Genomic DNA, 14,169 nt, shown 5'->3' with positions numbered 1-14,169 from the left:
GAGTCCGGGATTTTCGTGTTACGGCCGCAATAACGCCGAAGTCCGGGGCTTTAGTGCCGGCGGAGGGGCCGGAGCGACCGCTATGCTGTCCGAAAGTCCGTCCGCCGCCGTCGTCGGGGTTGCGTCGGCCACGGCATCATGGTCCTGTCTTCGATGAGGGCGTTCTCCGGCCGGCGGATCACCGGCCGCATGGGAGGCGTCCGCCAGAATTGCCTGGGATAACTGCGCTGATGACCAGCCGTCTCTTTCGTCCGCCGAGCCGCTTCCGTTCCGCCGCGCTGGCCTTCGCCGCGCTGACGCTGTTGTCCGCCGCGCCGGCCTCTGCCGGCCTGTTCGGGTCTGATCCGGTGCCGCCGGCCTCCATTCCCGGCCAGCAGGACGCCGCACAGCAGGCCGTGCGCCTCGACAACGTCGAGCAGCAGATGCGCTCGCTCAACGGCCGCATCGACGAGCTGACGCACCAGATCGAGCAGTTGCAGAATCTTTTGAAGCGCGCCCAGGAGGACAACGAGTTCCGTCTGCGCGAACTTGAGGGCGGCAAGGGCCAGAAGCGCTCCGACATCGCCCCGCCGGCCGCCGCCCCGGCCGTCAACCCGGCGACCGCCGCTGAAGTGCCGATGGATTCCGTCGGCAACGGCCAGGCGCTGCAGGCCGGTTTCGCCATCGACGCGCCCGGCACGGTCGCCGCCACGCCGCCGCCGGCCGACGCAACGCTCGGCGCGCCTCCGGCTCCGCTCGGTACGCTTCCCGGTGTGATGGCCGGGACCGCCGCGCCGTCGACTAGCGCCGTCGGCGGGCCGCTCGATCTTTCGGCAATCGCCCGCGGCGACTTCACCCCCGATAACTCGGCGATCGACACCTCCGGCGGCCTCGCCGCCGCTGCCAGCCAGGATCTGGCCGCCCCCGGCACGCTGGCCCCGCCGCCCGCCGCGGTCGGCGAGCAGCAACAGATGGCGGCGGTGGCGCCGACCACCGTCGACCCCGGTGCTGACTACGACCGCGCCTATTCCTCCATCGTCAGCGGCGACTATGCGGCGGCGGAGACCGGCTTCAAGAAGTTCCTCACCGACTTCCCGGGCGACCCGCGTGCCGCCGATGCCCAATATTGGCTCGGCGAGAGCTACTTCTCACGCCATCAGTATCGCGACGCCGCCACCTCCTATCTCGCCACCTACAAGAACCACCCGACCAGCCAGAAGGCGCCCGACAGCCTGTTCAAGCTGGGCCTGTCGCTGGAAGGTCTCGGCGAGACCAGCGCCGCCTGCGCCACCTATGGCGAACTGGCCAAGAAGTTCCCCAAGGCCCAGTCCGGCCTCGTCTCGCGCGTCGCCACGCAGAAGCAGAAGCTCGGCTGCAGCTGACATGACCGTCTGCGTCGCCTCGTCCGACCTCATCACGGCGGCGTCGCGAGCCCGATTGTTTGCTCCGTTCGCGGGTCTTTGCCGCGTCGGCATCGCCGTCTCCGGCGGGCCGGATTCGACGGCCCTGCTCATTCTCTTCGATCGCTGGAAGCGCGAGAACCCGGCAGCGCCCGTGCTTCATGTGCTGACCGTCGACCATGGTCTCAGACCGGAATCCGCCCGCGAGGCCGACGCGGTGCTGGATCTCGCCGCCCGGCTCGGCCACCCGGCGGAAAAGCTGGTCTGGCGGCACGACGGCCCGCCGCCCGTGAGCGACATCCAGGCCGAAGCGCGCGCTGCCCGCTACCGTCTTCTTGTCGACGCCGCCCGCCGGCACAGCCTCAACGCCGTGCTCCTCGCCCATACCCAGGACGACCAGGCCGAAACGCTGCTGATGCATCTCGCCCGTGGCTCGGGCGTCGCCGGCCTCGCCGGCATGCCGGCCGAGCGGGCGATCGACGGCGTCCGTTTCCTTCGCCCGCTGCTCGGCGTTGCCAAGGCTGACCTCCTGGCCCTCCTCGAGGAGGCCGGCATACCCTTTGTCAACGACCCGTCCAACGCCTCGGACCGCTACACCCGCGTCCGCATCCGCAAGGCGCTGCCCGCCCTCGCCGAACTCGGGCTCACCGCCGATCGCCTTGCCGGCACCGCCCGGCGCATGGCCCGCGCCGAAGCGGCGCTGCAATCGGCCACCGACGCCCTCGCCCGCGAGACGGCTGTCAACCACGGCGGCGTCTGGTCGATCGACACGGCGGCGCTCGCCGCGGCGCCCGACGAGATCGGCCTCCGCCTGATGGTTCGGCTGATCCGAGCCATCCGTCCGTCGGACTATCCGCCGCGCGCCGACGCCCCCGAAAGCTGGCACGCCGCCTTCCGCGCCGGCACCGCCCCCCGGCGCGCCACCATGGCCGGCGTCGTGCTGCACCTGCGCTCCGACCGGCTCTGGCTCTATGCCGAAGCTGGCCGCAGCGGCTTCCCCGAGCTCGTCGTCGACGCCGACGGCGATCATCTCTGGGACAACCGGTTCGTGGTGACGATCGCCGGTTCGGGCGGTCATCCCTTGCGCATCGCCCCGCGTTGCCCGGGCGAACGCTATGGCGACATGCCGGCCGCCGCCGCCGCCAGCCTTCCCGCCGTCAGTGCCGCCGACGGCGGCGATCTGCCGGCGCGGTTGACCATCACAATCCGGCCGATCGGCCCGCAATCGTCCGCCGCAAGCGAGGATTGCCGGTCCGTGGCTTGGCAAGGCGACACCGACAACCTATCTTAACCCGACATGGCTAGGGTGATGAGGGCCGGCCCCGCTCTCCCCGGTCCCTTCCGCATCGCGCGATGCGCCTCAAAGGTCGACGATGAACGCAAACTTCCGAAATTTCGCACTCTGGGTCATCATCCTGCTGCTGCTGGTCGCTCTCTTCCAGCTGTTCCAGGGTTCGGACACGCGCCAGCCCGGCAACGACGTGGCCTTCTCGGACTTCCTCAAGAACGTCGATCAGGGCGCCGTGCGCGACGTGACCATCGTCAACCAGACGATCACCGGTCACATGCAGAACGGGGCGACCTTCCAGACCTATGCACCTTACAACGCGGACTACATCGGCGAGCTGACCAAGGCCGGCGTCACCATTGTCGCCCGTCCGCCCACCGAGAGCATCTCGCTGATCGGCACGCTGCTCAACTGGCTGCCGATGCTGATCCTGCTCGGCCTCTGGATCTTCTTCATGCGGCAGATGCAAGGCGGCGCCGGCGGCAAGGCCATGGGCTTCGGCAAGTCGAAGGCCAAGCTCCTGACCGAGGCGCACGGCCGCGTCACCTTCGACGACGTCGCCGGCATCGACGAGGCCAAGGAAGACCTGCAGGAGGTCGTCGAGTTCCTGCGCGACCCGCAGAAGTTCCAGCGGCTCGGCGGTCGCATTCCGCGCGGCGTGCTGCTGGTCGGCCCTCCGGGCACCGGTAAGACGCTGACCGCCCGCGCTGTCGCCGGCGAGGCCAACGTCCCCTTCTTCACCATTTCCGGTTCGGACTTCGTCGAAATGTTCGTCGGCGTCGGCGCCTCGCGCGTCCGCGACATGTTCGAGCAGGCCAAGAAGAATGCGCCCTGCATCATCTTCATCGACGAGATCGACGCGGTCGGCCGTCATCGCGGCGCCGGCCTCGGCGGCGGCAACGACGAGCGCGAGCAGACGCTGAACCAGTTGCTAGTGGAGATGGACGGCTTCGAGCAGAACGAAGGCGTCATCATCATCGCCGCCACCAACCGCCCCGACGTCCTCGACCCCGCCCTGCTGCGTCCCGGCCGCTTCGATCGCCAGATCACCGTGCCGAATCCCGACGTCAACGGCCGCGAGAAGATCCTGAAGGTTCACGTGCGCAAGGTGCCGATGGCGCCCGACGTTGACCTCAAGGTGCTGGCGCGCGGCACGCCCGGATTCTCCGGCGCCGACCTGATGAACCTCGTCAACGAGGCTGCTTTGCTGGCTGCCCGCCGCAACAAGCGCATCGTCACCATGACCGAGTTCGAGGACGCCAAGGACAAGGTGATGATGGGCGCCGAGCGCAAGTCGCTGGCCATGACGCCGGAGGAGAAGCGCAATACCGCCTATCACGAGGCCGGCCACGCCATCATCGCCCTGATGCTCGACAAGACCATCGACCCGATCCACAAGGCGACCATCATCCCCCGCGGCCGCGCACTCGGCATGGTCATGACCTTGCCGGAGAACGACCGCTATAACTGGACCTATGAGAAGGCAGTTGCCCGCCTGACCATGCTGTTCGGCGGCCGCGAGGCGGAGATCCAGACTTTCGGACCGGAAAAGGTCACCACTGGCGCTGCCGGCGACATTCAGATGGCCACCAGCCTTGCCCGCTCGATGGTGATGGAATGGGGCATGAGCGAGAAGCTCGGCCGCGTCCGCTACCGGCCCAACGAGCAGGAAGTCTTCCTCGGCCACTCGGTCAGCCAGTCGACCAACATGGCCGACGAAACGGCCAAGCTGATCGACGAGGAAGTCCGCCGCTACATCGAGGAAGGCGAGCAGAACGCCCGCCGCATCATCACCGAGAACCACGACAAGTTCGTCGCCATCGCCGAAGCGCTCCTGGAGTTCGAGACGCTGACCGGCGAGGAGCTGCGCGGCATCATGAACGGCCGTCCGCCGGTGCGCGACGCCTTCGACGACACGACGCCGCCGCGCGGGTCGGCGGTACCCACGACCAAGCCGCGCCCGAAGGGCGAGGAGCCGGATGGCGCCACGCCGCAGCCGACGGCCTGATCGGCGACAACGAACGAAGCGAAACAAGGGCGCGGGGCATATTGTTCCGCGCCTTCTTCTTTGCCCGCTCCCCAGAGCAAGAACGATCTCGCAAGCTGATCAGGGATGTGTGTGGGATGGATTACCTTGTCTTCTGCCGGGACAGGCCGGACACCGGCGAACTGCTCGCCTCCCTCCTGGAGCGGCATTGGTCGTTTATGGACGGCTATGCGGATCGGCTGAAGGCCCGCGGACCGACCCTCAGCGCCGACGGTGAAGAGCATACCGGCAGTCTCCACATCGTCGATCTGGCCATCCCTGAAGAGGTCGAGGTGTTCGCCTATCGCGAGCCCTTCTATGCGGCAGGCGCCTATGCCGACGTGATGATCCGGCGTTGGGAAAACTTGCTCGATCGGTCCATGTGGGATTATCGGACCGATAGCGACGACCCGATGTTCCTCGTGATTGCCCATGCAGGGGCGCCCATCGCCGAGATCGCCGACATGCATCGCTCTTTTGCCGCCCGGCATCTGAGCCGGACCGTTGTTTACGGCTCCATGCGCATGCCGGAGGGAGGGGAATGGGCTGGGTTCGCCGCGGTGCTGCAAATGCCGTCGCGTGAGGACGTCGAGAAGATCGTCGCGGACGATCCGGTGATCACCTCATCGGCAATCGCACATCACGAAATCCATCGGTGGGAGATGGGCGGCAGACGTTGACGTTGGAAGATCCGGAAAGCCGCGCGGCCCAATGGCGCCATGGCAAAACGGCCGCCGAAGTCGGCGGCCGCTCGAACTGCATCGCGGGAAGAAATGTCAGCCCTGCGCCGCTGCCATCTGCAACGCTTCGCGCGCCGGAGCATAGCCGGGCTTCAGAACCATGGCCCGATTGATCGAGTCGCGGCCGCGCTGCGGATCGCCGGTGCGGATCTGGGCGATGCCGAGGTTGGTCCAGAACTCGGCCGACTGCTTGTTGCGATTGACGGCCGCCGCAAAGTCCTGCAGCGCGTCCTTGTCCTTGCCCACCTGCAGGCGGCTGAGGCCGCGCGCGTTGTAGGGCTCGGAGGCATTGGCGTCGAGCGCGATGGAGGCGTCGAGATCGGCGATGGCGCGGACATGGTTGCCCCGCGCCTGATAGATCAGCGCCCTGTTGTAATAAGCCTTGGCGTCGGACGTGTTCAGCGTCACCGCCTGATCGAAGTCGGACATGGCGAAATCGAGCTGGCCGGACTGACGATAGAGGGTGCCGCGACCGAGATAGGCCGGCTGGTAGCTGGCGTTGAGCGTAATCGCCTGATTGTAGTCGGCAAGGGCCGCCTGCGGCTGATTGAGCTGGCGATAGATCAGGGCACGGTTGTTGTAGGCCTGATAGAAGCCGGGGTTGAGCTGGATCGCCGTGGTGAAGTCGGCGAGCGCCGCCTGGAACTGGCCGGCCTGGCCATAGGCCGAACCGCGCACATTGTAGTTCACCGGATTCTGGGGATCGCGCTGGATCGCTGCGGTCAGCGAGCCGATGTTGGCCGTCGAACCGGCGTTGGGGTCGACCACCCAGGTCGGCTCGCGCGTCGGCTCGGTCGACGTGCAGGCAGACGCCAGAAGGCCGAGGGCGAGAGCGCCCGTGAGGCCGCGAAGAGCCGAAGACGTCGCAATGAACCGCATCAATCCATCCCTTTCAGGCAATACCGGACAAGCCGGACCGGCGGGCACCCTTGCTCGGCGCTGTCGTCCACGCGGCAAACTCTCCGGCAGCAACTCCGTGCCACCCCAGACAGTTTCAACGTCCGGACAAAACAAAAGAGACGGTCGACTCGCGTGACCGTCCCTCGACTTCGACAAACACCATCGGGCGACGGAGCCCGTATATCAGTGGGTGCGGCCCTTGACCGACACCAGACCCTCGCGCTGAGCCCGCTTGCGAGCCAGCTTGCGCGACCGGCGAACGGCCTCGGCCTTCTCGCGAGCCTTCTTCTCCGACGGCTTCTCGTAGTGGCCGCGCAGCTTCATCTCGCGGAAAATGCCTTCGCGCTGCATCTTCTTCTTCAGCGCCTTGAGAGCCTGGTCGACGTTGTTGTCGCGAACGAGTACCTGCACGCCTGTTCTTCCCGTGGTCGGTCACCGTGAAACCCATATGGCCGGGGGGCAGACCACCCGCGGCTTCGCGTCTCAGGCGACATGATGAAACCGATCTCGCGGGAATGACAAATTCCCGCCGCAGCGCGCCAAGGCGCCGCAAGAGTGGTGGTTCTCTAGCAAATCGCCGGGGGCCTGTCCACTGCTGATCGCCTGGACGAGGCGGAAAATGTACGCTTCGAGACCGCCGGCCGTCTCATGCGCAACCGCAAAGCCACAGGTAAGCCGTCTCATGGAGACGGTAGGTCATGGTTAACGCATTTTAGCCAAGATGGTCGGCATGGGATTTGCGAAGGTGGAATCGGGCTGGACGTCTGACCCGCCCTTTCGTTCGCGTCCGCGTGGGGGATCGCCCTTACCATGTGCCGTTGGCTCGCCTATTCCGGTCGTCCGATCTTCCTGGATACCCTGGTCTCCAAGCCCTGCCACTCGCTCATTCATCAGAGCCAGTCGGCCACCGAATGCCTTGCCGCCACCAACGGCGACGGCTTCGGCCTCGGCTGGTATGGCGCCTGGGACGAGCCGGGCCTGTTCCGCGACGCCATGCCTGCCTGGAATGACGACAATCTGAAGAGCTTGACGCACCAGATTTCATCACCCCTGTTCTTCGCCCATGTGCGCGCGTCCACCGGCACGCCGACCACCCGCGTCAACTGCCACCCCTTTGCAAGCGGCCGCTGGATGTTCATGCACAACGGACAGGTGGGCGGGTGGGACCGCATCCGTCGCCGCCTGGAGGCGCGCCTCTCCGACGCCCGCTACCACGAACGCCACGGCTCCACCGATTCCGAGGTGCTGTTCCTGCTGCTCGACGCCGACGACCTCGACGCCGATCCGATCGGCGCCATGCGCTCGGTGCTCGCCGAGACGCGCCGGGCGATGATCGAGGCCGGCGTCGACGAGCCGCTGCGCCTCACCGCCGCGCTGTCCGACGGGCAGCATCTCCACGCCTTCCGCTATTCCTCCGACGACCGCCCGCCCAGCCTCTACTGGCGGCAGGGCGACGACGGCATCACCGTGGTGTCCGAGCCGATCGACGCCGCCCACGATCAGTGGACCGCCGTCGCGCCCAATACGGTGCTGACGGTGGAACCGGGCGGCCGCGTCCGCCTCGACGACTTCGAGGTCGAGATCGAGCGTTGGGTCGGGGCGCGCGTTGCGCTGGCCTGAGGGGCAGATAGCAAACGTCAGATATCCAGGCGATTGACATGCCCCATCTTGCGGCCGGGCCGGCTTTCCGCCTTGCCGTAGAGATGGAGTCGCGCCCTGGGATCGGCGGTGATGGTGGCCCAGGCATCCGCCTCGGCGCCGATCAGGTTCTCCATCACCGTCGGCGCAATGGTCTCGACCGAGCCGATCGGCCAGCCGGCGATCGCCCGCACGTGGTTCTCGAACTGCGAGGTCACCGCGCCGTCCTCCGTCCAGTGGCCGGAGTTGTGGACACGCGGCGCGATCTCGTTGACGACCAATCGCTCGCCGCCGCCTTCGCGTATCACGAACAGCTCGACGCCGAGCACGCCGACATAGTCGAGCGCATCGGCGATGCGGCGGCCAAGCGCCGCCGCGGCGGCGGCCGTCTCGGCACCCACCCGGGCCGGCACCCGCGTTTCCTTGAGGATATGGTTGGCGTGCGAGTTCTCGCCGATGTCGTAGACGGCTGTCGTGCCGGTGGCGCTTCGCACCACGATGGCCGACACTTCCAGGGCGAAGGGGACCAGCGCCTCCAGGATGAGGTCGCCGCCACCGAGTTCCGCCACCGCGGCGGCGAGCGCCTCTCGGCTCTCCACCTTGCGCTGGCCCTTGCCGTCGTAGCCGAAGCGTCGGGTCTTGACGATGGCCGGCAGGCCGGTGACACCGATGGCCGCATCAATATCGGCCGTTCCATCGATCGGGGCGAAGGCCGCCACCTCGGCGCCGGCGGTCCGGAGGAAGGTCTTCTCGACCAGTCGATCCTGCGAGGTGGCCAACGCCAGCGCGCCGGGCCGCAGCAGGGTGCGCCCGGCGATCACCTCGGCGGCGCGGGCCGGCACGTTCTCGAACTCGTAGGTGACGACGTCGCACCGGCCGGCGAAGGCGGCCAACGCCGCCTCGTCGTCATAGGCGCCGATCGTATTGGCCTTTGCCACCTCGAAGGCCGGGCTGTCAGGATCGGGGCAATAGACGTGGACGGAAAGGCCGAGCCGGGCGGCGGCGAGCGCCATCATCCGGCCGAGTTGGCCACCGCCAAGCATGCCGATCACCGAGCCGGGGGGAAGCATCTCAGGCGCCATCGACGGGCACCTCGGCAACGGCGGCCGTCTGGCGGGCGCGGAAATCGTCGAGCCGGGAAGCCAGCGCCGGATCCGACAGCGCCAGCACGGCGGCGGCGAGCAGCGCCGCGTTGATGGCGCCGGCCTTGCCGATGGCGAGCGTGCCCACCGGCACACCACCGGGCATCTGCACGATGGAGAGAAGGCTGTCCTGCCCCTTGAGGGCGTGGCTCTCGACGGGAACGCCGAGCACCGGCAAGGGGGTCAGGGCCGCCACCATGCCCGGCAGGTGCGCCGCGCCGCCCGCCCCGGCGATGATCACCTTGAACCCCTCGGAGCGCGCGCCCTTGGCAAAGGCAACCATGCGATCGGGCGTCCGGTGGGCGGAGACGATCCTCGCCTTGTACGGCACGCCGAGCGCGTCCAGCGTGTCGGCGGCGTGTTTCATGGTGGCCCAGTCAGATTGACTGCCCATGATGATGGCGACAGGCGGCTTATCGGTCATCTCTGGAAATCCCCGGCTCGCGACGTGGCGCCCATGGCGGTAGGGGAAATACCGGGCAATGGCAAGCCTTCGGCGCAAATCTCTTGCGCTCAAGCGAAGTTGCCGAGGGCACCGCTCGCCCGATGCAGCCTTCGCACTCGCGTGTCAGGCGATGATGTCGGGAACCGTCTGGTCTTCGAGCTGCTTGATGCGATCCTTCAGGACCAGCTTGCGCTTCTTCAGGCGTTGGATCTGGATGGAATCGGCAGTTCCCAGCGACACCATCGCATCGATGGCCGCGTCGAGATCCCGATGCTCCTGGCGAAGCCGCGCCAGTTCGAGCTGCACCTGTTCATTGGCTTCTTCCTGCCCGGTCATCCAGCAAACCCTTCGCCTCATCCCCACCGGCCGCAATGCGCCAGCATTTCCTGGCAGTCTAGCAGATCCCCGCCGCCTTTTCATGGCTCACGACCGAAAAGTCCCGTCTTTAGGCGATCCGATCCCCATGGATCTCGCCTATCCGCCCGTCACCGTCGACGCGCCCCTCGGCGACCGCTCGGCGGCACAACCCGACTTAGCCGTCTCATGCCGTTCGCCCGGCTTTTCCCGGGAAAATCGTCCTCTCACCGCGATTTCTCCATCTTGCCGCCCTCCAAGAATATGTCTAAGCAGTGACGGTTTCCCGCGCCCTTCAGGGAGGGTGGCGCGTGGGTGACATGATCCTCCTCGGAGACCGTCCACGCCGACCGGCCCGCCGGTGGTTCGCCCTTGCGGGCATTGGCGTTGTTCGACCTCCAAATCGATACAAGCCGGCTGCCGCCGCGCAACCCCGCCGCCTGTCGCGCCGGGACAGGTGACGACGCGATGATCGACGATCCGATCTTTTATCTGGCCGCCATTCCGGCCGTGGTGCTGACCGGCCTGTCGAAGGGCGGCCTCGGTGCCGCCTTCGGCCTTGCGGCCGTGCCGATCCTCGCCCTCGTCGTGTCGCCGGTCCGCGCCGCCGGACTGATGCTGCCCATCCTGCTGATCTCGGATGTGGTGGCCATGTGGTCCTACCGGCGGCATTTCAGCGCCGATCTCGTCTGGCACCTGATGCCGCCGGCGATCGTCGGCACGCTGCTCGGCTGGGCCACCGCCCGCTACGTGTCCGACGATGCCCTCCGGCTGGTCGTCGGCCTGCTCGCCATCGCCTTCGTCGTCCGCATCTGGCGTCTGGATCGCGCCCACGCGCGCAAGATCGCCGCCGGCACGACCGTTGGCGCGCCGCCGGCAACCGGCAAGTCGACGCTCGGCGCCGCCGTCTGGGGCACGCTCACCGGCTACACCTCCTTCGTCGCTCATGCCGGCGGTCCGCCGTTCCAGACCTACGTCCAGCCCATGCGCCTCAGCCCGACGCTGTTTGCCGGCACGGCCGCCATCTTCTTCGGTGCGCTCAACATGATGAAGGTGATCCCCTATGCCATGCTCGGTCAGTTCAGCGGCGAAAACCTGCTGATGTCGGCCATTCTGGCGCCGGTGACCATCGGCTCCACCTATGTCGGCGTGAAGCTCGTTCGAGGAATCGATGCGCGGCTGTTCTACCGGATCCTGACGGTCTCGGTGCTCATCGTCGGCCTGAAGCTGATTTATGACGGCGCCATGCATCTCTTCGGCCTCTAGCGCGTTTAGGCGTTGGAGCCACAGTTCCGCCGCGCCTTCGCCGAGGTCGGCGGCTAACCTTTGCGGGACACGCTTGTGCGGAATGCTCCAAGGAGCGGACCGAGACGGGAGAAAAGAATGAATATCAAGCCGCTCGGCAAACGCGATCACCGCATCGACGTTCTGCGTGCCCTGGCGCTCCTCTCCATTTTCATCAACCACATTCCCGGCAACGTGCTTGAGCCCTTCACGCACAAGAACTTTGGCCTCTCGGATTCCGCCGAGGCCTTTGTGCTCCTGGCCGGCGTCGCCTCGGCCTTCGCCTACTTCCCGCGCTTTTCGGCCGGCGCCTTCGCCCTGCCGCTCGCCAAGATCGCCAAGCGCGTCGGCGTGCTCTACGTCGCCCACATCGCCTCTCTGATGGTCGGCCTCGGCATCTTCTGCTTCGCGCTTCAGCAATGGGGCATGCCGATCCTGGAGATACCCCTCAACATCGACACCATCTTCGCCCAACCGACCAAGGCCCTGATCGGCATACCCTTGATGACGCAGCAGATCGGCTATCACAACATCCTGCCGCTCTATGTCTGCCTGCTGGTCTTCCTGCCGGTGCTGATGATCGTGGCCCGCTTCCTGGGCCTGGGCGCCATGCTGGCCACCTCTTTCGCCATCTACGCCGCTGCCCATGTCTGGGGCCTCAACATGCCGAGCTATCCGAGCAGCGGCGGCTGGTTCTTCAACCCCTTCACCTGGCAGTTGATCTTCGGAACCGGCTTCTTCGTCGGCGTGCGCGTGCTGCGCGGCGAGACGCCGGTCGCATTCTACCGGCCGCTCTGGTGGCTGGCGCTCGGCTATCTGATCGCCACCTGCATCTACCACCGCTACAATCTCTACGGCAGCATTCCCAACGTCAGCTGGCTGCCGCATAACTTCCAGATCAACGAGAAGCCGTGGGTGGCGCTGCCGCGCCTCCTGCACATCCTGTCGCTGGCCTATGTCATCGGCCACAGCCGGTTGATCATGGGCTGGCTCGGCCGCCTGTCGCCGGATGGCGTGCTGTCGCGCATCGGCCGCAACTCGCTGCCGGTGTTCTGGCTCGGAACGGCGCTGTCGGTGGTGGGGCAGGTCTATCTGTTCGCCGACCAGCCCGGCCCCTTCGGGCAGATCGTCTACATCGCCTTCGGCATCCTGGCACAGGCGGCAATCGCCTACTTCCTCGACTATCTCGGCAAGGCGAGCAAGGCCAAGGCGGCGCCAAAGCCGATGGCCGAACCGGCCCAGGACGCCATCGCGGCCTGAGCCGTCCCCTCAAAGCAAAACGCCACGGACCAGAGGCCGTGGCGTTTGCCGGATCAAACTATTCCGAACCGCGATGTCCTTAGTGGAGGACCTTGGCTTCGGCGGACAGCTTGACGATTTCGTCCTTCAGGGCCAGCTTCTGCCGCTTCAACTCGCGCAATGTCGTGCCGTCGACGCTCGGGTGCTGATTGGCCTCATCGAGCTCGCGCTCGAGAGCGGCGTGACGGCGTTCAAGTTCTGCAATGTGCGACTGAACAGACATTCGGGCCTCCTTGCTGTGGGCTGAGCCTCAACACATTCATCGTGTCACAAAATTGATATGAAGTCGATGGTCGCGGAGTTCAAGGCGTCGCCCGGCGTTTATAAATTGCGCGGTTTTCGGTAAATATTATGGATAATTGCGCGACGAAGCGGCGCATGATTGCGATCATTGCCGTATCGACCAAGGTCTCACCGGTTCCCCCGGAAAAGCACCGCTGCTCCGTATAAAGCCGGATAGGCTCCAAGCCCGTCTGTCTGCCTGTCCGAGGCGGTCGTCAGCCCGCTATGACAAAGGGGCTTGGATGAACTCGTCCACAGACTGGCCGGACCGGCATCCCCGCTCGCGGAAGGCCCGCGGCGTGGTTCCGAAGCGCTCCTTGAACGCGCGATGGAAATGCGGGGTGGCGACAAAGCCGCAGGAAAATCCGATCCACTCGACGCTTCTGAGGGCATAGGTCGGCGCCAGCAACAGCTCTTCCGCCCGTGCCAGGCGCTGCGACAGCAGCCAGGACGAGAAGGTCTCGCCCTCGGCCGCAAAACGGTTCTGCACGGTGCGCTCGGAACAATGGAAGGCGCGGGCCACCGCCTCGACGTTGAGGTCGGACTCCGTGAGGCGGCTCAGAACGTAGCTCTTCAGCGAGGCGATGCCGACATTCGGCGCGTCGCGCTCGCGGTCGTCCCGGTCCGTGATCTCGCCCAGCGACAGCAGCATCGCCCTGGTGGCGTTGGCCACTGCATGGACGGCGGCGAGATTGCCGAGACGCAGCGCCTTGACCAACACCCGGTACTGGTCGGACATCAGCGAGCCGAAGCGAGAGTCCGACAGGATGGAGTTGATCGTCCGGAACGACACGCCGTCACCGAAGGCCATGCGCGGAACCTGGAAACAATGGAGAACGACCCGTTTCTCCCTGGGCAGGCGCAACTCGAACTCGTGGGCGTTGTCGATGACGCGCAGTGCCCCATACCGGACGGAGCCGCTTCCCAGCACGTCGTCCAGGAAGTAATCGCCGCCGTCGCAATAGTTCACGCTGATCTTGTCGCCGGGCAAACTGCGCAAGGCGGATGTGGAGCGCCGTACCGCGTGTTCCGAACCTGTGATGCGGCAGATCTGGATGTCGCCGACCTCGATGGCTTCAAACCGGGCATCCAGAGATTTGGTCTTGGGCTCCACGAGTTCAAGCCCGTCGAAATAGCCGGCGACCTTTTCCCGGAAGTAGGAGAAGCTGTCGCCTTGGGCAACATCGGCCGTCGATACGACCACCCGCGATGGCATTTGCCTCCCGCCTCCCACCGATGCTCCGATCCCACCGCCCGTTCCGGACCGATCGGTCCGGCGGCACGCTCGCCATCTTATCTTGATTACGGGCAGACCCTTATCAGACGAAGGATCTAGCCCGCGCGGGCGCAAAAAGGCCGGCGAGTCGCCCCGCCGGCCGGAAGCTCAACATC

Annotated in this window: 14 protein-coding genes; 7 read left to right on the top strand and 7 right to left on the bottom strand. The window is 66.4% G+C overall.

The genetic code is table 11. The features are described from left to right. Positions 1-230 precede the first annotated feature (230 nt). The 4 genes from ybgF (at position 231) to CXZ10_RS10210 (ending at position 5,373) form a co-directional block, all read left to right on the top strand. A complete protein-coding gene (ybgF, locus tag CXZ10_RS10225) occupies positions 231-1,361 on the top strand; it encodes a tol-pal system protein YbgF (RefSeq protein WP_101289063.1) in 1,131 nt (376 codons plus the stop codon). A gap of 1 nt (position 1,362) precedes the next feature. Next, the gene (gene tilS / locus CXZ10_RS10220) at positions 1,363-2,670 is read left to right on the top strand and encodes a tRNA lysidine(34) synthetase TilS (RefSeq protein ID WP_180335942.1); all 1,308 of its coding nucleotides are present in this window, start codon (positions 1,363-1,365) and stop codon (positions 2,668-2,670) included. A gap of 82 nt (positions 2,671-2,752) precedes the next feature. Beyond that, positions 2,753-4,675 carry an ATP-dependent zinc metalloprotease FtsH gene (gene ftsH, locus CXZ10_RS10215; protein WP_101289061.1) on the top strand — a complete coding sequence of 641 codons (1,923 nt, stop codon included), beginning with the start codon at positions 2,753-2,755 and terminating at the stop codon, positions 4,673-4,675. 116 nt (positions 4,676-4,791) lie between these two features. After that, the gene (locus tag CXZ10_RS10210; protein WP_101289060.1) at positions 4,792-5,373 is read left to right on the top strand and encodes a YciI family protein; all 582 of its coding nucleotides are present in this window, start codon (positions 4,792-4,794) and stop codon (positions 5,371-5,373) included. 96 nt (positions 5,374-5,469) lie between these two features. Here CXZ10_RS10210 and CXZ10_RS10205 read toward each other — a convergent pair whose 3' ends face one another. Together CXZ10_RS10205 and rpsU are read right to left on the bottom strand one after the other, a co-directional pair. Next, positions 5,470-6,312, bottom strand: a complete 843-nt coding sequence (locus CXZ10_RS10205) for a tetratricopeptide repeat protein (protein ID WP_101289059.1) — start codon at positions 6,310-6,312, stop codon at positions 5,470-5,472. 204 nt (positions 6,313-6,516) lie between these two features. Beyond that, complete coding sequence (gene rpsU / locus CXZ10_RS10200; protein ID WP_026783967.1) at positions 6,517-6,744, bottom strand: 30S ribosomal protein S21; 228 nt, start codon at positions 6,742-6,744, stop codon at positions 6,517-6,519. Between the two features lie 399 nt (positions 6,745-7,143). Here rpsU and CXZ10_RS10195 point away from each other — a divergent pair, with 399 nt between their 5' ends. Next, on the top strand, positions 7,144-7,953 hold the full coding sequence (locus CXZ10_RS10195) for a class II glutamine amidotransferase (RefSeq protein WP_101289058.1): 810 nt from the start codon (positions 7,144-7,146) through the stop codon (positions 7,951-7,953). Positions 7,954-7,970: 17 nt separating this feature from the next. On the opposite strand, the gene CXZ10_RS10190 is transcribed toward CXZ10_RS10195, so the two are convergent. From CXZ10_RS10190 to CXZ10_RS10180, 3 genes are all read right to left on the bottom strand, one after another. Then, the gene (locus CXZ10_RS10190; RefSeq protein ID WP_101289057.1) at positions 7,971-9,053 is read right to left on the bottom strand and encodes a 5-(carboxyamino)imidazole ribonucleotide synthase; all 1,083 of its coding nucleotides are present in this window, start codon (positions 9,051-9,053) and stop codon (positions 7,971-7,973) included. Continuing rightward, complete coding sequence (gene purE, locus CXZ10_RS10185; protein ID WP_101289056.1) at positions 9,043-9,537, bottom strand: 5-(carboxyamino)imidazole ribonucleotide mutase; 495 nt, start codon at positions 9,535-9,537, stop codon at positions 9,043-9,045. The genes CXZ10_RS10190 and purE overlap by 11 nt, the downstream gene beginning before the upstream one ends. Positions 9,538-9,681: 144 nt before the next feature. Next, positions 9,682-9,894 carry a YdcH family protein gene (locus CXZ10_RS10180; protein ID WP_101289055.1) on the bottom strand — a complete coding sequence of 71 codons (213 nt, stop codon included), beginning with the start codon at positions 9,892-9,894 and terminating at the stop codon, positions 9,682-9,684. 486 nt (positions 9,895-10,380) lie between these two features. On the opposite strand from CXZ10_RS10180, the gene CXZ10_RS10175 reads away from it, so the two are divergent. After that, complete coding sequence (locus CXZ10_RS10175; protein ID WP_101289054.1) at positions 10,381-11,178, top strand: sulfite exporter TauE/SafE family protein; 798 nt, start codon at positions 10,381-10,383, stop codon at positions 11,176-11,178. A gap of 117 nt (positions 11,179-11,295) precedes the next feature. Continuing rightward, entirely contained in the window at positions 11,296-12,456 is a 1,161-nt protein-coding gene (locus CXZ10_RS10170) for an OpgC family protein (RefSeq protein WP_101289053.1), read from the top strand. A gap of 79 nt (positions 12,457-12,535) precedes the next feature. On the opposite strand, the gene CXZ10_RS10165 is transcribed toward CXZ10_RS10170, so the two are convergent. Further along, the gene (locus CXZ10_RS10165) at positions 12,536-12,718 is read right to left on the bottom strand and encodes a YdcH family protein (RefSeq protein WP_101289052.1); all 183 of its coding nucleotides are present in this window, start codon (positions 12,716-12,718) and stop codon (positions 12,536-12,538) included. A gap of 282 nt (positions 12,719-13,000) precedes the next feature. Continuing rightward, a complete protein-coding gene (locus CXZ10_RS10160; protein ID WP_101289051.1) occupies positions 13,001-13,993 on the bottom strand; it encodes a helix-turn-helix transcriptional regulator in 993 nt (330 codons plus the stop codon). Positions 13,994-14,169: the final 176 nt, after the last annotated feature.

It is taken from the genome of Pleomorphomonas diazotrophica, from assembly GCF_002844595.1.
Classification (GTDB): domain Bacteria; phylum Pseudomonadota; class Alphaproteobacteria; order Rhizobiales; family Pleomorphomonadaceae; genus Pleomorphomonas; species Pleomorphomonas diazotrophica.
The sequence above is the reverse complement of the archived record's forward strand: the minus strand, read 5'-3'. Positions and strand labels throughout refer to the sequence as shown.